This is a genomic window from Blattabacterium sp. (Blatta orientalis) str. Tarazona, from assembly GCF_000334405.1.
Taxonomy (GTDB): Bacteria; Bacteroidota; Bacteroidia; order Flavobacteriales; family Blattabacteriaceae; genus Blattabacterium.
The window spans coordinates 100,806-118,002 of record NC_020195.1 but is presented as its reverse complement, the minus strand read 5'-3'; the positions used below and the strand labels follow the sequence as shown (position 1 = coordinate 118,002).

General features: G+C 28.0%; 18 protein-coding genes and 1 tRNA gene. 10 read left to right on the top strand and 9 right to left on the bottom strand.

All coding sequences use genetic code 11. The features are described from left to right. Positions 1-54: 54 nt before the first annotated feature. The 3 genes from BLBBOR_RS00575 to BLBBOR_RS00565 are packed head-to-tail and all read right to left on the bottom strand — an operon-like array spanning position 55 to position 2,618. Positions 55-1,257, bottom strand: coding sequence for a putative sugar nucleotidyl transferase (locus BLBBOR_RS00575; RefSeq protein ID WP_015370514.1), 1,203 nt, complete (start codon positions 1,255-1,257; stop codon positions 55-57). Beyond that, the gene (locus BLBBOR_RS00570) at positions 1,258-1,515 is read right to left on the bottom strand and encodes a type B 50S ribosomal protein L31 (RefSeq protein WP_012821655.1); all 258 of its coding nucleotides are present in this window, start codon (positions 1,513-1,515) and stop codon (positions 1,258-1,260) included. Next, positions 1,512-2,618: a 3-oxoacyl-ACP synthase III family protein gene (locus tag BLBBOR_RS00565; RefSeq protein ID WP_015370513.1), complete on the bottom strand. Its 1,107-nt coding sequence runs from the start codon at positions 2,616-2,618 to the stop codon at positions 1,512-1,514. Before BLBBOR_RS00565 ends, BLBBOR_RS00570 begins: the two co-directional genes overlap by 4 nt. Before the next feature lie 96 nt (positions 2,619-2,714). On the opposite strand from BLBBOR_RS00565, the gene ubiE reads away from it, so the two are divergent. The 5 genes from ubiE to BLBBOR_RS00540 all read left to right on the top strand — a co-directional run bounded on the left by ubiE (position 2,715) and on the right by BLBBOR_RS00540 (position 8,405). Continuing rightward, positions 2,715-3,446 (top strand): bifunctional demethylmenaquinone methyltransferase/2-methoxy-6-polyprenyl-1,4-benzoquinol methylase UbiE, encoded by a 732-nt coding sequence (gene ubiE / locus BLBBOR_RS00560; protein ID WP_015370512.1) that lies wholly within the window; start codon positions 2,715-2,717, stop codon positions 3,444-3,446. A gap of 4 nt (positions 3,447-3,450) precedes the next feature. Then, a complete protein-coding gene (locus BLBBOR_RS00555; protein WP_015370511.1) occupies positions 3,451-4,956 on the top strand; it encodes a GH3 auxin-responsive promoter family protein in 1,506 nt (501 codons plus the stop codon). Between the two features lie 82 nt (positions 4,957-5,038). After that, positions 5,039-5,299, top strand: a complete 261-nt coding sequence (gene rpsO, locus BLBBOR_RS00550; protein ID WP_015370510.1) for a 30S ribosomal protein S15 — start codon at positions 5,039-5,041, stop codon at positions 5,297-5,299. 97 nt (positions 5,300-5,396) lie between these two features. Further along, positions 5,397-7,526, top strand: coding sequence for a polyribonucleotide nucleotidyltransferase (locus tag BLBBOR_RS00545; protein WP_015370509.1), 2,130 nt, complete (start codon positions 5,397-5,399; stop codon positions 7,524-7,526). Between the two features lie 15 nt (positions 7,527-7,541). Beyond that, a complete protein-coding gene (locus tag BLBBOR_RS00540) occupies positions 7,542-8,405 on the top strand; it encodes an RNA polymerase sigma factor RpoD/SigA (RefSeq protein WP_015370508.1) in 864 nt (287 codons plus the stop codon). A gap of 7 nt (positions 8,406-8,412) precedes the next feature. Here the strand turns inward: BLBBOR_RS00540 and BLBBOR_RS00535 are convergent. The 3 genes from BLBBOR_RS00535 to BLBBOR_RS00525 all read right to left on the bottom strand — a co-directional run bounded on the left by BLBBOR_RS00535 (position 8,413) and on the right by BLBBOR_RS00525 (position 9,795). Beyond that, positions 8,413-8,486, bottom strand: a tRNA-Arg gene (locus tag BLBBOR_RS00535). Positions 8,487-8,510: 24 nt separating this feature from the next. Continuing rightward, entirely contained in the window at positions 8,511-9,275 is a 765-nt protein-coding gene (gene tpiA, locus BLBBOR_RS00530; protein WP_015370507.1) for a triose-phosphate isomerase, read from the bottom strand. A gap of 19 nt (positions 9,276-9,294) precedes the next feature. Beyond that, the gene (locus BLBBOR_RS00525) at positions 9,295-9,795 is read right to left on the bottom strand and encodes a DUF1599 domain-containing protein (RefSeq protein WP_015370506.1); all 501 of its coding nucleotides are present in this window, start codon (positions 9,793-9,795) and stop codon (positions 9,295-9,297) included. 47 nt (positions 9,796-9,842) lie between these two features. On the opposite strand from BLBBOR_RS00525, the gene folP reads away from it, so the two are divergent. The 5 genes from folP to BLBBOR_RS00500 are packed head-to-tail and all read left to right on the top strand — an operon-like array spanning position 9,843 to position 15,116. Further along, positions 9,843-10,673, top strand: coding sequence for a dihydropteroate synthase (folP, locus tag BLBBOR_RS00520; RefSeq protein ID WP_015370505.1), 831 nt, complete (start codon positions 9,843-9,845; stop codon positions 10,671-10,673). Positions 10,674-10,713: 40 nt separating this feature from the next. Next, positions 10,714-11,502 carry a diadenylate cyclase gene (locus tag BLBBOR_RS00515; RefSeq protein ID WP_015370504.1) on the top strand — a complete coding sequence of 263 codons (789 nt, stop codon included), beginning with the start codon at positions 10,714-10,716 and terminating at the stop codon, positions 11,500-11,502. A gap of 15 nt (positions 11,503-11,517) precedes the next feature. After that, a complete protein-coding gene (gene murF / locus BLBBOR_RS00510; RefSeq protein WP_015370503.1) occupies positions 11,518-12,819 on the top strand; it encodes a UDP-N-acetylmuramoyl-tripeptide--D-alanyl-D-alanine ligase in 1,302 nt (433 codons plus the stop codon). A 60-nt stretch (positions 12,820-12,879) separates the two neighbouring features. Then, complete coding sequence (pdhA, locus tag BLBBOR_RS00505; RefSeq protein WP_015370502.1) at positions 12,880-13,884, top strand: pyruvate dehydrogenase (acetyl-transferring) E1 component subunit alpha; 1,005 nt, start codon at positions 12,880-12,882, stop codon at positions 13,882-13,884. Positions 13,885-13,928: 44 nt separating this feature from the next. After that, positions 13,929-15,116: a dihydrolipoamide acetyltransferase family protein gene (locus tag BLBBOR_RS00500; RefSeq protein WP_015370501.1), complete on the top strand. Its 1,188-nt coding sequence runs from the start codon at positions 13,929-13,931 to the stop codon at positions 15,114-15,116. A gap of 8 nt (positions 15,117-15,124) precedes the next feature. Here the strand turns inward: BLBBOR_RS00500 and BLBBOR_RS00495 are convergent, their stop codons facing one another. The 3 genes from BLBBOR_RS00495 to BLBBOR_RS03285 all read right to left on the bottom strand — a co-directional run bounded on the left by BLBBOR_RS00495 (position 15,125) and on the right by BLBBOR_RS03285 (position 16,959). Beyond that, positions 15,125-15,838 carry a DUF475 domain-containing protein gene (locus tag BLBBOR_RS00495; protein ID WP_015370500.1) on the bottom strand — a complete coding sequence of 238 codons (714 nt, stop codon included), beginning with the start codon at positions 15,836-15,838 and terminating at the stop codon, positions 15,125-15,127. Positions 15,839-16,151: 313 nt separating this feature from the next. Beyond that, positions 16,152-16,364, bottom strand: a complete 213-nt coding sequence (locus BLBBOR_RS03290; RefSeq protein WP_235043243.1) for an ATP-binding cassette domain-containing protein — start codon at positions 16,362-16,364, stop codon at positions 16,152-16,154. 262 nt (positions 16,365-16,626) lie between these two features. Then, on the bottom strand, positions 16,627-16,959 hold the full coding sequence (locus tag BLBBOR_RS03285; RefSeq protein ID WP_048818548.1) for an ABC transporter ATP-binding protein/permease: 333 nt from the start codon (positions 16,957-16,959) through the stop codon (positions 16,627-16,629). Positions 16,960-17,197 lie beyond the last annotated feature (238 nt).

The window sequence follows — 17,197 nt, the reverse complement described above, 5'->3', positions numbered from 1 at the left end:
AAATTAAGGGTTTATATAACCATTATTTATAGAAAAAGAAATAAAAAATATATTTCATTCATACATAGAATTATATAAATATTCTAAAATCTCCTTATCTGAAAGAGAAAAAGGAACATTTCTTCTCTTCATCATCCTTTCAGCTGTTTCACATACTTTTTTAAAAGAAATTACTTTTCTTTCTTGTATTCCACCTAAGGTGAAAGAAGGAATGTATCTAGGTGGAAATCCATATCCAAAAATATTAGCATTTATGCCTACTATTGTAGCTGTATTAAATTGAGTATTAACCGAAGATTTCGAATAATCTCCCATAATTAAACCAAAAAATTGAACCTCAATAGGAAAAAAGTCTTTTTTTTCATAATTCCAAACTGTCACTTTAGAATAATCATTTCTTAAATTAGAGATATTAGTTCCAGCACCTAAATTACACCATTCTCCCAAAATAGTATTTCCCAAAAAACCATCATGAGCTTTATTAGAATAAGAAAATATTACAGAATTGATTATTTCCCCCCCTACTTTACAAAATGGACCAATAGTTGTAGATCCATACACTTTAGTTCCCATATTTAATGTAGATTTTTTACAAATAGCTACCGGGCCTCTAATCATAGATCCTTCCATAATTTGAACTCCTCTTTCAAGGTATATTGGACCTAATTTTGCATTTAATACGATATTTTCTGCTATGATATCTTCTTCTAAAAATATCTTTTCCTTAAAAAGTAGGTTATTCTTTCCAAACAAAGAAAAGGAATTTTTTCCTTTTGTTAAAAAAGAAAAATCTTGTTTCAATACAATTTCATTTTTGATAAAAATATCCCATGGATATTGGATATAAATCACTTGATTAATATGATATATTTTTTTATACTTTTTCAGATAGGGAGGATCTATTCTATATCTATAGTGAGATCTTCGTACTGCTACCATTTTCTCCTTGAAAAATATAGCTTCATCCTCTTTCAACTTATAGATTATTGAAATCAATTCTTCATTAGGAATAAATGAAGAATTGATTAGCAATATATTTTTGAAAACGTCTTTAACAGTAGTAGTATTTTTTTCCATTCCATATTTTTTTGAAAGATATGGCTTAGTAAGAACAAAAGCTTTTCCTCCAAAATATTTTTCCCATCTTTCTCTTATGGTTAAAATTCCTAAACGAATTTCTGATATAGGCCTGGTCAAGGTAATAGGCCGCAAATTTTTCCATTCTGTACTTCCATCATATAATATAAAAGAATCCATTTATCCAATTTTTTTATATTTTTCATATTTTTTCTTAAATCTTTCTGCTGGTCCTGTTCTTCCTAAAAATCTCTTTTCTCCAGTAAAAAAAGGATGGGAATAGCTAGAGATTTCCATTTTATATAGTGGATAGCTAGATCCATCTATTTGAATAGTCTCTTTAGTTTTCACTGTAGATCTACAAATGAACATTTTTTCATTATTAATATCTTTAAAGACTACAGGTCGATAATTTTCAGGATGTATTTTTTTTTTCATAATAATAATTTTTTTGTAGGAAAACGATAAATCATCCCATTTATATTCATTCCTGCCCCTAACGAAGCCATCATGATGGTATCTCCAGGTTGAATTTCATGAGGAGGCATTTTTCCTTGAAGAATCAAATCTAACAAAGTTGGGACCGTGGCTACAGAAGAATTTCCTAATTTTTGAATAGTCATAGGCATTAAATTTTTACAAAAATCTTTGTTAAAAGATGAATAATCATATAATTTCAATAATCTTTTTAAGATGGCATAATCCATTTTTGCATTAGCTTGATGAATAAGAATTTTTTTTATATCCTTAAGATGTAAATTTGCACGATCTAATATACTTTTTAGCATATTTGGAACTTCTGTCAATGCATATTCATAGATCCGTCTTCCATTCATTCTAATATTTACTAAAGATTTTTTATAGTTAGGGTTTAAAGAAGGTCCATTAGTCAAATAATGTAATTCCTCATTATTATCGCACTGAGAGTCATAATAAAGAATTCCGTGATTTCCTCCTTTTATTTCAATAGCAGACAAAACGGCTGCCCCCGCTCCATCTGAAAAAATCATAGCATTTCTATCATGTGGGTCTATTACTTTAGATAAGGTTTCAGAACTAGTAATCAGTATATTTTTTGCGTATTTAGATCTTAATAATTGATCAGCTAATATCATTCCTTCTATCCATCCTGGACAACCAAAAATCATATCATAGGGACGACATTTCTTATTTCTTATTTGAAGTTTATTTTTTACTCTAGCAGCTATAGAAGGCACTAAATCAGATTGAAAAGAAATAGGATGTATATCTCCATAATTATGGGCAGATATAATGTAATCTATTTTTTCTTTATAAATTTTTGAATTAACTAAAGCTCTTTTTGCAGCTATAGTGGCCATATCAGAATTAAATAAAGTGTTATTTACATATCTTCTTTCTTTGATCTCTGTAATTTTTTGAAACTTTTTAATAATATCTTCATTTGATTTATCAATTTTTAACCCCTTCTTATTGTAAAACGTATGTTTTAAAAAATGATTACTTTTTATAACCTTTTCTGGAAAATAATGCCCAGTCCCTGTAATGATTGATCGAATCATTTTTTTATTTGTAAATAATAACTAAAAAGTAAAAAAAATTACTTTGCAAAGAATCGTTTTTCTTAAGTAAATTAAATTATACATATAAATAATATTATGAACAAATATCCTTTCTCTTCGAAAGAAGAAGAATTAACAAAAATGTTTGATAATATTTCATCCAAATATGATTTTCTTAATCACCTTTTATCTTTTGGAATAGATTTCATATGGAGAAAACAAGTAATAGAACTACTAACTAAATTTAGTACAAAAAACATCCAAAAGGTATTAGATATAGCTACAGGAACAGGAGATTTGGCTCTTTTGATAGCTAAAAAATTTCACAAAACTTATGTTATCGGATTGGATCCTTCTAAAGAAATGCTAAAAATAGCCAGAAATAAAATAAAAGATAATTTATTGAAAAAAAGAATCCAATTTATTCAGGGATATTCACAAAATATGCCTTTCGAAAACGCTACTTTTGACGTAGTTACCATCTCCTTTGGAGTAAGAAATTTTCAGAATTTTCATCTTTCTTTTCAAGAAATATATAGAATTCTTAAACCAATGGGAATTTTGGAAATATTAGAGTTTTCTAAACCATCGAATCCTTATATAAAAAAAATTTATCATTTTTATTCTCATTCTATTCTTCCTAGAATAGGAAATTTTTTATCCAAAAATAATTTTGCTTACAATTACTTACAAGAATCTATTAAATCTTTTTCTTATTGTGGAAATAAAATGAAAAAATTTTTAAAATATTACGGATTTAATCCCATACATTCACAAAAACTAACATTTGGAATTGTATCTATTTATTTATCCAAAAAAATAATCTAATATAATGAAGTATTTGTCTGGATATTTCACTTCTGCTTTTCTTAAAAGAAGAATAAAAAGAATAGAGTCTATCATTCGTAATCCAATAGAAATACAATACAAATTAATTCATCAACTGATTGCTTATGCTAAAAATACGGAATTTGGAAAAAAATATGGATTCTTCGATATAAAAAAATATCAACAATTCTCTGAAAGAATACCTATATGCAAATACCCAGATTTACAACCTATAATTGAAAGAATTCGTAAAGGAGAAAAGAACTTATTATGGCCAGGAAAAGTAAAATGGTTCGCTAGATCTTCTGGAACTACAAGTACGAAAAGTAAATATATTCCTGTCACAAAATTATCCATGCATGAATGTCACTACAAAGCAGGAAAGGACATGTTGTCTATATATATTCATAATCATCCAAAAACAAAAATATTCTTTGGAAAAGCTTTGCGTTTAGGAGGAAGCCACGAATTATATAGAAATTATAATACTTTTTATGGAGATTTGTCTTCTATTTTAATCAAAAATCTACCTTTTTGGGCAGAATATATTAGTATTCCTAGAAAAAAAATAGCTCTTATGAGTGAATGGGAAGAGAAATTAGAAACTCTTGTTAAAGAAACGGAAAAAAAAGATGTTCGTCTTTTATTAGGAGTTTGTTCTTGGCTTCTAATCTTTTTAAATCATTTATTAAAAAAATTTGAAAAAAAAAAATACAATGATATCTGGCCCCACATAGAGGTCATCTTTCATGGAGGCGTAAGTTTTAACCCATATAGAGAACAATATAATGATTTATTTAGTCCTTCTGTAAATTACTATGACGTATATAGTGCTTCAGAAGGATTTTTTGCGGTACAGGATCAGAAAAACGTAGAAGATCTTTTACTTTTATTAGATCATGGAATTTTTTATGAATTTATTCCTATGGAAGAAATTCATAATCCTTATCCAAAAATAATTCCCATTGAAAAAGTGGAATTAAAAAAAAATTACGCCTTAGTGGTTTCTACCAATGCTGGACTTTGGAGATATATAGTTGGAGATACTATTAAATTTACCAGTTTATCCCCGTACAGAATTTCTATTTCTGGAAGAACAAACCACTATATTAATACTTTTGGAGAAGAATTAATCATAGAAAATGCAGAAAAAGCTTTAAATGTAACTTGCATAAAAACAGATTCTATCATTCATGAATATACAGCTGGCCCTATTTATATGAATCAAAAAAATTCTGGAGCTCATGAATGGATTATAGAATTCAAAAAACCACCAAAAGATTTATGTTATTTTAGGGATACTTTAGATAAGGAATTAAAGTCCTTGAATTCTGATTATGAAATTAAAAGATATAAAAACATGATATTACGTCCTCCAGTAATATTCGTAGCTAGAAATGGATTATTTTACGATTGGTTAAAAAAACACAGAAAACTAGGTGGTCAAAATAAAATTCCACGCCTCTCCAATGATAGAAAATATATAGATTCTCTGCTAAACATGAAATGATAAAATAATAAAAAAAAAGACATATTAGCAAAATATTTTTAACTTTATTCTCAGAAAATAAAGATTATATGTATGTATTTGAATGCAGAGAAAAAAAAAAGAAATATTTAAAACTTATGGGACCTCTGTTTTCGACACAGGTTCTTCCAAAGCTCAAGTAGCTTTATTTACTTATCGTATTAATCATTTAAGCAAGCATCTTAAGAATAACAAAAAGGATTTTAATACAGAAAGAGCACTAGTAAGATTAGTAGGAAAAAGAAAAAAATTACTGAAATATATAGAAAAAAAGGATGTAAATAGTTATAAAAAAATTATTCAACTCCTAGGATTAAGAAAATGATCATTGCATGCATGTGATTTCTTCTATTATATCATCAAACAAATAATAATATATAAATATTTCTTTTTGTTTATTAATAATCCATAAAGAATAAAATATGCCAGATACACTAAAAGAAATCATATCTTTAGAAGATGGGGCCCCTATTGTTATAGAAACAGGAAAAATAGCTAGACAAGCAGATGGGGCAGCCATTGTTCGGGCGAAAAACACCATCCTATTAGCTACTGTAGTAGTTTCTAAAGAAATAAAAAATGAGATTAATTTTTTACCATTAACAGTAGATTACAGAGAAAAATATTCTGCAAGTGGTAAAATTCCTGGTGGATTTATAAAAAGAGAAGGAAGACCTTCCGATGAGGAAATTTTAACTATGAGATTAGTTGATCGTGTCTTAAGGCCTACTTTTTCCGAATCGTTTCGAAATGAAATACAAATCATGATCTCCCTCTTATCATATGATAAAACAGTTTTACCAGATGAATTAGCTGGATTAGCCGCTTCCACAGCTTTATCCGTAGCTGGAATTCCATTCAATGGGCCTATATCCGAAATCCGGATTATACGCGTAAATGGGAAATTCATTATAAATCCAAGTTTAGATCAATTAGAAAAAGCAGATATAGATTTAATAGTAGGAGCTTCTGAGCATTCCATTATCATGATAGAAGGAGAAATGAAAGAAATTACAGAAAAAGAATTTCTACAAGCCATAAATATAGCTCATAACGCAATAAAACCTCAAATAGAGGCTCAAAAAAAATTAGGTAAAAAAATTCCAAAAAATCGTTTCTTTGACTTTAAAGAGAACAATAGGGGAAATCCTTCCTTAGAAAAGGAATTTTTAGAAAAGAACTTTTTCTTTTTCTTACGAAAAACTTATGGAATATATAAAGATCTTTTGGATAAGAAAACCAGGTCTATTCAAGAAAAAACTATTTTAAACAATTTTAAAAAAAAATTATCCATAGAAGAGAGGGAAAAAAATGAAATTTTTATTGATCAATATTATGAAGAGATTAAAAAAAGAGTAGTCAGACATATGATTTTGGAAGAAGGGATTCGACTAGATGGGAGAAACAACCAACAAATACGTCCTATATGGAGTATTGTGGATTATCTTCCTGGAGTTCATGGTTCCGCTTTATTCTCGAGAGGAGAAACTCAATCGTTAACTACTGTCACATTAGGTTCCTCTTTGGATGTCAATAAGATTGACAATGTTATTATGGAAAACCAGGAAAAATTTTATCTCCATTATAATTTTCCTCCTTTTTCTACAGGAGAAATACGTCCAATTAGAGGAGTCTCTAGGCGTGAAGTAGGCCATGGAAATTTAGCACAACGTGCTTTAAAAAATGTGATTCCTGATAATAATCCATATACAATTCGTGTAGTCTCAGATATTTTAGAATCTAATGGGTCTTCTTCTATGGCAACAGTTTGCGCAGCAAGTTTAGCCTTAATGGATGCAGGTATAGCTATTGAAAATCCTGTTTCCGGGATTTCTATGGGATTATTTACAGATAAAGAAAAAAAAGTAATCCTATCTGATATAATGGGAGAGGAAGACGGATTTGGAGAACTTGATTTGAAAATAACAGGAACAAAAAATGGAATAACCGCATGTCAAATGGATGTAAAAAAAATACAAGGATTGACTAATGATCTTTTAAGTAAAATTTTAATGCAAGCTTTAGAAGGTCGTCTGTTTATTCTAAAAAAAATGCTGGAAACTTTACCAAAATATAGAAATAAACCAAAACCTAACGCTCCTAAAATATATACTTTCAATATTCCTAAAGATTTCATAGGTGCGGTTATTGGTCCTGGTGGGAAAGTGATTCAAGAAATACAATCTTGTACAGATACCAGTATCCTTATTGAAGAAAAAGGAGATATGGGGGCTATTGAAATTATAGGAAAGGATTATCAAAAAATGAAACAAGCCATTAATAGAATTCAAGAAATTACTTTTGTTCCTGAAATTGGAAAGGTTTATAAAGCAAAAGTAAAGTCTATAAAAGATTTTGGAGCTTTTGTAGAAATATCTAAAGGAGTGGAAGGGCTATTGCATATTTCTGAAATAGGATGGAAAAGATTAAATAATATAGAAGAGGAATTGCACATTGGAGAGATCATTGAAGTAAAATTTATGGGAATGGATGAGAAAAATAAAAAAATGAAACTTTCTAGAAAAGTACTTTTACCTCGTCCAAAGAATTAAAAATAATAAAAATACATGAGACAACTTAAAATTACTAAACAAGTAACAAATCGTGAATCTGAATCATTAGATAAATACCTTCATGAAATAGGAAAAATTCCCCTATTAACCCCTGAAGAAGAAGTTGAATACGCTCGTAGAGCAAGAGAAGGAGATTCTTCTGCTATAGAAAAACTTGTTAATGCAAACTTACGTTTTGTAGTTTCTGTGGCTAAACAATATCAAAATCAAGGATTAAGTTTATGTGATTTAATTAATGAAGGAAATTTAGGTTTAATAAAAGGAATTTTACGTTTTGATGAGACTAGAGGATTTAAATGTATTTCTTATGTGGTTTGGTGGATCAGACAAGCTATTTTACAAGCTATAGCAGAACAGTCCCGTTCGATTCGTCAACCTACAAACAAATTAGCTTTATTGAACAAAATACTAAAAACTCTAGCTCAATTAGAACAAGAACTTCAAAGAACGCCTTCTGCAAGAGAAATAGCAGAACATTTAGATATGAATGAAAAAGATGTGGAGGAGTCTATCAAAAATTCAGGAAGACATGTTTCTATGGATGCTCCTTTAATAGAAGGAGAGGATTCTAATTTGTATGATTTGGTAAGGTCCGATGAATCTCCTCGTCCAGATGAGTATTTAGAAAGAGAATCTCTTCGCAAAGATATAAAAAGAATTTTGGAAACTTTAAGCGAAAGAGAACGTCGTGTTATCATATTACATTTTGGATTGAATGGATCTCCACCTATGACTCTGGAAGAAGTTGGACAATCTTGCGATTTAACCAGAGAACGGGTAAGACAAATTGAGAGCATAGCTTTAAAAAGATTGAAACATTCTTCTAGAAGCAAAATCCTAAAACCTTATTTAGGATAATAATATGAGACCTCGAAGGGATTCGAACCCATAACCTTCTGATCCGTAGTCAGATGCTCTATCCTATTAAGCTACGAGGCCTAATGCATAACCCACACAAAGATATTAAGATTGAATAATTGTCAAAAATTTTTCTATTTCTAGTGAAGAATTTCCTACAAGTCCTCCATCTATATCTTCTTGAGCAAAAAGATTTCTTGCATTAAGATCGTTTATACTTCCTCCATATAAGATAGACATTTTTTTGGAAACTTTTTCTCCATATTTATCTAGAAATAAGGATCTAATATATCGATGCATGGTCTGAGCTTCTTCAGAAGTTGCTGTTTTTCCGGTCCCAATGGCCCATATAGGCTCATATGCTATGATAAAATAACTAATTTCTTCTAAAGAAGAACAATGAAATACAGTTTCTTCCAATTGTTTTTTGACTATCAAAAATTGTTCGTTTTTTTCTCTTTCCAAAGCAGTTTCTCCGATACAAAAAATAATATGAAAACCATATTTTAATGCTATTTTAATTTTTTTTAGCAATATCTCATTTTTTTCAGAAAAATATTTTCTTCGCTCACTGTGTCCTAATATTACTTTATGAATTCCTATGGATCTTAACATGGAAGCAGATACTTCTCCCGTATAAGATCCATTTTCCATTTGAAAAATATTTTGTGCCGCAAGACTCAAAGAACTCCCCTGTAATATTTGATTTGAAATATGCAAGAAAGGAAAAGATGGAGCAATAATTACTTTCTTTTTGTTATTTATTTTTTTTTCATAAAAAAAATTTTTAAATAAATTTCTGAGAAAAGAAGTGGTTTCATAGAAATCATGATTCATTTTCCAATTTGCAATTACAATTTTTTTTTTCATTTCTATTCTTAATTCTATTTTAATTTCTTTTTTTAGGAATATTTTTCATTAATAAGAATATAGTCATATTTAACATTTTTAAACAGATATTTTCTAATTTTTTGTATAAAATTTTTGTTTCTTTTTGTTTCAAATACAAAATTTCTTCTAATAGATTTTCTATTGAAATACTTTCCTTTTGGTTATTATCATCATATAATTCTTTGATTTTATCAAATTTTTGAATATAAATGTTCATGACTTCAGAATGAGAAACCTTTTTTTTAAAATCAATATTTAATTTTATTAATGTAATTACAATATAATTAATCACATCTATAAATGTATCTATAACTTTCTCTTCTTCTACTTCTTGAAATCCTCTTTCTTGAATATTTTGAATCCGAACTACTTTAATGAAAATTTGATCTATTATAGAAGATATTTTGATCTCTTTCCATGAAAGATCATAAACTTTTAATTTTTCTTTAAATAATTCTTCACATTTTCTCATGAGAAAATCAATAGAAATATGATTCATATCATTTTAATTTTATATATGGATGTAGGTGTAAAAATAATTTTTTAATGACAATTAATTGTGGAGGAACCTTATTGTGTTTTAAAGAACCAAAAATTATGGGGATAGTTAATCTAACTCCTGATTCTTTTTATGATGGAGGAAAGCTAAAATCAGAACTTCATATGCTACGACATGTAGAAAATCTATTAGAAGAAGGATCTGATTTTATCGATGTTGGAGGTTGTTCAACTCGTCCATGGTCTAAATTTCCTACAGAAGAAGAAGAAATAAAGAGGGTTATTCCGTTTATTCGTTCCATCCTAAAAACATTTCCAAATACTAAAATATCTATAGACACTTTCCGTAGTAAAGTAGCCAGAATGGCTGTAGAAGAAGGAGCTTTAATTATAAATGATGTTTCTGGAGGAAATCTAGATAAAAAAATGTTTTCCTTATTCTCTAAATTTCGTATTCCATATATATTATGTCATATGAAGGGGATTCCTCTTAATATGCAAAAAAAACCATGTTATCAGAATACAATTATAGAAATAAACAACTTTTTTTCTCGAAAAATTTCCATGTTGAAAAAACATGGAATCAATGATATAATTATAGATCCTGGTTTTGGTTTTGGAAAAACATTACAACAAAATTTTCAATTATTGAAACATTTATCTTTGCTAGGATTTGGAGATTACCTAATTTTAGTAGGTATTTCTAGAAAGTCTATGATTCAAAAAATTCTAAGGATTTCTTCTGAAGAATCTTTAAATGCTACTTCGATCATCCATACTATAGCTCTCTTGAAGAAAGTTAATTTTTTACGTGTACATGATGTAAAAGAAGCTGTAGAGTGTATAAAATTGGTCCAGTATTATAGGAATAGAATATAATATCAGTCTACCATTAAAAAACGTATATTATTTTTTTTATATGAATCCGTTTTTTCATTATTATATTTTTTTGAAAATTTCTTTCATTGATATTTTAGATGTTTTTCTAGTAGCCATGATTTTCTTACAAGTATATAGACTTGTCTATAACACAGCGGTTTTAAATATTTTTTACGGAATTATTGCGACTTTTGTTTTCTGGAAAATAGTCGAAGCATATGAAATGAAATACCTGAGTATAGTAATGAGTGCTTTTTTTAAAGGAGGTTTTTTAGCTTTAATTATTCTATTTCAACCAGAAATTAGAAAATTTCTTCTCATAGTTGGGAGCAGAATTTTTTTTAAAAAATTTATTATTTCTCTTTTTAGAAAATCCGGTGTTTCTGTGAAAACCGAAACAATAGATAGTATCGTGAAGGCTTGTGCTATTTTATCAGGAGATAAAACAGGAGTATTAATTGTTATTCAAATGCATCAAGATATAAAAGAATTTATCCAGAATGGAGATGAAATGGAAGCGAAAGTGAACATTCCTATTTTAGAAAGCATTTTTTATAAAAATAGTCCATTACATGATGGGGCTGTAGTTGTTATAGGAGATAAAATAGTAAGAACAAGAGCAATACTTCCCGTTTCTTACAATAAAGAAATTCCATCTCGTTTAGGTCTTCGTCACAGAGCTGCTATCGGGTTATCCGAAAAAACAGACGCCATTTGTTTAGTTATTTCCGAAGAAACAGGTTATATTTCTTATATTAAAGATCAAAAAAGAACAGTGATTACTAACATTAATAATTTAAAAATGAAACTGGAAAAGGATATTCTGTAAAAAAAAATTACATTTGTGAAAATACAAGATTTGTATAGATTGTATACTATTTCTTCCGGGATAGAAATAAATAGTAAAAAAGTAAAAAATGGTTCCATTTTTTTTGCTTTAAAAGGAAAAAATTTTGATGGAAATCAGTTTGCTCATGAAGCGATTTCAAATGGGGCCATGATAGCCATTGTAGATAATATAAAATATTCTTTTCCTCATAAAAACATTTTTTTTGTAAAAAATGCTTTATCTTCTTTACAAGAGTTGGCTCTATATCACAGATTACAACTTAATAGAGTTCCTATTATAGCCATTACAGGAAGTAATGGAAAAACGACGACTAAAGAATTAACAACAGCTATTCTCTCTAAAAAATATGAAGTAGTTCATTCTACTGAAAAAAATTTCAATAATCATATAGGAATTCCATTAACCTTGTTATCTATGCCTAAAAATACACAGATTTCTGTTGTAGAAATTGGAGCAAATCAAGAAAAAGAAATACAAAAAATGTGTTCTATTATTCATCCAAACTATGGATATATAACTAATTTCGGAAAAGCTCATCTGGAAGGATTTAAAAATATAAAAGGAGTGATTCGTGGAAAATTGGAATTGTACAATTTTTTTAAAAAAAACAAAAAAAAAGTTTTTGTAAATGGAGATGATCCTATTCAATTAATTCATAGTTTAGGTATTGAAAGATATATTTTTTCGGAAAGAGTTAATTCGGATGTAAATGTTCCTATTAAATATTTTTGGAACAAAACAGATTTAAAATCTGTATTATGTATTAAAGACATGCAAATAGTTTCTTCATTGGTTGGTTCTTATAATTTGTATAATATAGCTTCTGCTATAACTATTGGAAATTATTTTAAAGTTCCTTTAAAAAAAATAAAAAAAGCTGTAGAAGGCTATATTCCAAATAATTATCGTTCTCAAATTTTAGAGAAAGAAAATGTAAAAATCATAGTAGATTGTTATAATGCAAATCCTAGCAGTATGATAGAAACTCTTACCTTTTTTAATAAAATTCAAGGAAATAAAATAGCTATATTAGGAGATATGTTAGAATTGGGATCTTTTTCTAAGAAAGAACATGCGAAAATCATTTCATTTTTAGAAAAGAGCAATATAAATGCAATTTTCTTAATTGGGGAAATATTTTCTAATACAAATAGAAATTCCTCTAATAGAATCCGAATATTTTCTCATAAAAATATTTTTATTCAATGGATAAAAAGCAATTCTCTAAAAGCAGATTATATCCTAATTAAAGGATCTAGAAAAAATTCCTTAGAAAGTCTGATTCATTTCATCTAAATTCTTTTGTGGATTTATATCTTAAAGATTAAATTTGTATACGATAATTTCATAAAGTTAATGAAAGAAATTACCACAGAAACTTACTTAAAGTGGTTTCAAGATATGTCTTTTTGGAGAAAATTTGAGGACAAATGTCGTTCCCTATACTTAAAACGAAAAATTAGAGGATTTTTACATTTATATAATGGACAAGAAGCACTTCCTGCTGGGTTGACTCATGCTATGGATATGTCTAAAGATAAGATTATTACCGCTTATAGATGTCATATTTTACCTATTTCTATGGGAGTGAATCCAAAAAAAGTTATGGCAGAACTCCTAGGAAAGGTTACAGGGACATCTCATGGGATTGGAGGGTCTATGCACATTTTTAGCAAAAAACATCGTTTTTATGGTGGACATGGAATTGTAGGAGGACAAATTCCCCTAGGAGCTGGGATTGCTTTCGCAGATAAATATTTCAATAGAGATGCAGTAACGCTTACACTTATGGGAGACGGGGCCGTTAGACAAGGAGCTTTACATGAAACTTTTAACATGTCTATGATATGGAAACTTCCTGTTGTTTTTATATGTGAAAATAATCAATATGCTATGGGAACATCCGTAAAAAGGAGTACAAATATAGAAGAAATTTATAAAATTGGTCATTCGTATGGAATGCCATCTTTTCCTGTAGATGGAATGGATCCTGAAAAAATAGCTAAAGCTGCTTATATAGCCATTGAAAGAGCTAGAAGTGGAAATGGATCTACTTTTTTGGATATTAAAACTTACAGATATAGGGGCCATTCTATGTCTGATACTGAATCATATCGTAGTAAAGAAGAAGTTCATTCCTATAAAAAAAAGGATCCAATTTTGAAATTGAAAAAAATCATTATACAAAATAAGTGGGAAACCATAGAAAGATTAAATTCTATTGAAAATAAAATAAAAAAAGAAGTAGATTCTTGTGTAGAATTTGCAGAAAATTCGGATGATCCTTCTTTAGAACATATGTATGATGTTGTTTATAACGAATCAAATTATCCTTTTTTGGATCAAGTGATACCTTCCTGATTTGTTGTGATGTTACTTGTTTTATAATAAATATCTGAAAAATCATGGCGGAAATAATATCCATGCCCCAATTGAGTGATACGATGGAAGAGGGGACTATAATTAAATGGAATAAAAAAGTAGGAGACAAAGTTTCCGAAGGAGATATTTTAGCAGAAATCGAAACGGATAAAGCTACTCAAGATTTTGAAATTGACGTTAGTGGAATTCTTCTTTTTATTGGTGTAGAAGAAGGGAAAAAAACACGTGTCAATGATATATTAGCCATCATTGGTGAAGAAGGAGAAGATATTAGCCATCTTATTAAAAATTCAAAAGAAAAAATAAAGGAGAAAAAGGGAGAAAAAATACTTTCTAATGAGAATAGAAAAAAGAATAAAGACAGGATATTTATCTCTCCTTTAGCAAAAAGAATGGCCAAAGAAGTAGGGATTTCTATCAGAAAGATAAAAGGAAGTGGAGATCACGGTCGGATCATTAAAAGAGATATTGAAACATACGAAAAAACATTAGATGATAATAATAGAAGAATAGTCCATGAACAAATAGATGATAAACGAGTCATTCTTTCTTCTATGAGAAAAAAAATAGCTGAACATTTAACTCATTCAAAATTTACAGCTCCTCACTATTATCTCATTATTGAAATTGATGTAGGAAAAATGATACAATTAAGAAAAGATTTAAATGAAAAACTCTCTACCGAAGAAAAAATTTCTTTTAATGATATTATTATTAAAGCAGTTGCAATCTCTTTGAAAAAGAATCCTAATGTAAATACTTCATGGAAAGAAGAAGAAATAATCTATCATTCTTTCATTAATATTGGAGTGGCAGTAGCAGTAAAAGAAGGGTTAATTGTTCCAGTGATCCACAATGCGGATCAAAAATCATTACTACAAATATCCCAAGAAATCAAAGATAAAGTTTTACGTTCAAAGTCTAGAAAAATAAAGCCTGAAGAGATAGAAAATAGTACGTTTACAGTTTCAAATCTAGGAATGTACGGAATAGAATTTTTTACTTCTATTATTAATATTCCTAATTCTTCTATTCTTTCTATAGGAACCATTACAGAAAAACCTATTGTAAAAAATTCCGAAATTTCAATCGGATATGTCATGAAAGTAACTTTATCTTGTGATCACAGAATAATAGATGGATCTACAGGAAGTAATTTTCTTAAGCATTTAAAAAACCTGTTAGAAGATCCAATCCTCATATTAGTTTAATTTATTTTTTAGTAGTAGAAAATATCCAGGAAATAATCATTGGAAATAAAAATATGGCTACGGTAAAAAATAGAAAAAAAACCCTCCAAAGAAAAATTTTTATTCGAGAAAATGGAATGTATAAAAGGAGATAATAAAAGTTTTATTCCAAGTAACAAAATTACGGAAAATGCTGAATTTTTTAAAAATGGATATAATTCCAGTAATTTAATAAATCCTTGAGCTGCAAATCTCATAGCTAAGATTCCTATAAAAACTCCTAAAAAAATTAATAAAAAATTTTCTGATAAAGCTACAGCAGCAAATAGATTATCAATAGAAAAAGCTAAATCCATTATTTCTATAGAAAGAAGAACCATCCAAAAGGAATTTCTAAGTTTTCTATCCTTGTTTTTTTTAAAAGAAGAATTCTTTGATGAAAAAAAATAATTTAATCCAAGGTAAATTAAATATAACCCTCCTAATGGTTTTAACCACCAAATTTTAATTAAGAAAGAAGCGCATAAAAGCGCAATCCCTCTAAAAAAATAAGCTCCAAAAATTCCGTATTTAAAAGCTTTTTTTCTATCTTCTTTCTTCAAATCCATAATCATAGAAGCTAGCACAGCCGCATTATCTATTGATAAAATACTTTCTATAAAAAATAAATTTCCTATAATGGAAATGGAGATGAGAGGATTCTCTACTATATCTATAATAGAATTTAAGAAAAAGTCCTTCATTTTGACTATTAAAAACTTTGTAAAGAAAGTAAATTTCTGTAAGTTTCTTTTTTGAAATTAAAACTTTGTATTTTCCTTGTTCTATTATTTTTCCTTTCTCTAATACAATAAGATGATCTGCATTTTGTCTAATAGTAGAAGAAAATCGATGGAAAATAACTAATGAAGTCCTGTTTTTAAACATGTTTTAAACATTTTATTTAAAGATTGGAGAATTTTTCAACACCGTTATAGATATGCTAATTCTTTGTATTTGTCCCATAGACAACTTTGTTTCTATTATATCCAATAACGGATTTTATAGAAACTCTTTCTAGACATAAAGCAATATTATTGAAAACAGAATCATTAAAAAAAGAACAGGTTCTTGCGTCACCATTCCCAATAATCTTCTGTACTCTCTAGTTTTTAAATATTTAATATTGATTCCGTCAATAGTTATTTCTCCTGAGTACACCTCATAAAAATTAGCCAGTAAATTATCTATAGTAGATTTTCCACTTCCAGATTTTCCTAATAAAGTTATAGTTTTTCCTTTTTTAAAGAGAAAGTTAAATTTTTAATTAGAACTAATTTATTATATGTCAAATTTATAAAATGGATTTAGATAGTGTTTGTTCTTTTGAGAGACATTTAGATTTCCACAATACGTTCTGCTGTAGCTTTTCATTTTTGAATATTCGATTTTGAATATTCGATATGGAATTAACTAAATTTTTTGCTGGATTAATAATTTGAAAAATTAATCCAACAAAAGAAAAAAGGATTTCTGGTGCCATTCATTTTTTTTATAAAAAAAGTTTTCCTCCATCCCAAACAATCAAAATCATTGTGAGAGAACCTAGAAATTCACTAACAGGAGAAACTAATTCTTTTTTACGATTTACAAAAAAAAACACAACAACACGAGCGGAAAGTTTTCTTTGACATTCAGATATATTTTCAAAACGTTTTTGCATTTTATTTTCAGCATTAAAAATATTTCTAATTTTTGTAGAATTTAAAGGTTCTTCTATCACAGGAAAAAATTTTCCCAATTGATTTTTAGCTCCTCTCATGAAATATTCATCTAAATACCTAAAGATATTACGAATAAAAAAAGAAAAATGATAAAAAGGCATAAGATTCCAAGCGTTTTCATTTTTCCATATTTATATGAGAAAATTTTTTTTAAAAAAATTAAAAAATGATCTTTATAAGATTTTGAATAATCTAAAATTTTTCCAAGTGCATTCATTTAATTTCTTTAAGTACACTGAACAAAGATAATTATAAAATTTTATAAGTGAACGAATAGCAATAATATCAAAGGTTTATTTCATCTATAATTTTTATATTTTTACCGTAAAATCATGGAAA

Coding starts and splice junctions, on each gene's coding strand:
- BLBBOR_RS00575 (WP_015370514.1), bottom strand. CDS start 1,257: ATGGATTCTTTTATATTATATGATGGAAGTACAGAATGGAAAAATTTG.
- BLBBOR_RS00570 (WP_012821655.1), bottom strand. CDS start 1,515: ATGAAAAAAAAAATACATCCTGAAAATTATCGACCTGTAGTCTTTAAA.
- BLBBOR_RS00565 (WP_015370513.1), bottom strand. CDS start 2,618: ATGATTCGATCAATCATTACAGGGACTGGGCATTATTTTCCAGAAAAG.
- ubiE (WP_015370512.1), top strand. CDS start 2,715: ATGAACAAATATCCTTTCTCTTCGAAAGAAGAAGAATTAACAAAAATG.
- BLBBOR_RS00555 (WP_015370511.1), top strand. CDS start 3,451: ATGAAGTATTTGTCTGGATATTTCACTTCTGCTTTTCTTAAAAGAAGA.
- rpsO (WP_015370510.1), top strand. CDS start 5,039: ATGCAGAGAAAAAAAAAAGAAATATTTAAAACTTATGGGACCTCTGTT.
- BLBBOR_RS00545 (WP_015370509.1), top strand. CDS start 5,397: ATGCCAGATACACTAAAAGAAATCATATCTTTAGAAGATGGGGCCCCT.
- BLBBOR_RS00540 (WP_015370508.1), top strand. CDS start 7,542: ATGAGACAACTTAAAATTACTAAACAAGTAACAAATCGTGAATCTGAA.
- tpiA (WP_015370507.1), bottom strand. CDS start 9,275: ATGAAAAAAAAAATTGTAATTGCAAATTGGAAAATGAATCATGATTTC.
- BLBBOR_RS00525 (WP_015370506.1), bottom strand. CDS start 9,795: ATGAATCATATTTCTATTGATTTTCTCATGAGAAAATGTGAAGAATTA.
- folP (WP_015370505.1), top strand. CDS start 9,843: ATGACAATTAATTGTGGAGGAACCTTATTGTGTTTTAAAGAACCAAAA.
- BLBBOR_RS00515 (WP_015370504.1), top strand. CDS start 10,714: ATGAATCCGTTTTTTCATTATTATATTTTTTTGAAAATTTCTTTCATT.
- pdhA (WP_015370502.1), top strand. CDS start 12,880: ATGAAAGAAATTACCACAGAAACTTACTTAAAGTGGTTTCAAGATATG.
- BLBBOR_RS00500 (WP_015370501.1), top strand. CDS start 13,929: ATGGCGGAAATAATATCCATGCCCCAATTGAGTGATACGATGGAAGAG.
- BLBBOR_RS00495 (WP_015370500.1), bottom strand. CDS start 15,838: ATGAAGGACTTTTTCTTAAATTCTATTATAGATATAGTAGAGAATCCT.
- BLBBOR_RS03285 (WP_048818548.1), bottom strand. CDS start 16,959: ATGCCTTTTTATCATTTTTCTTTTTTTATTCGTAATATCTTTAGGTAT.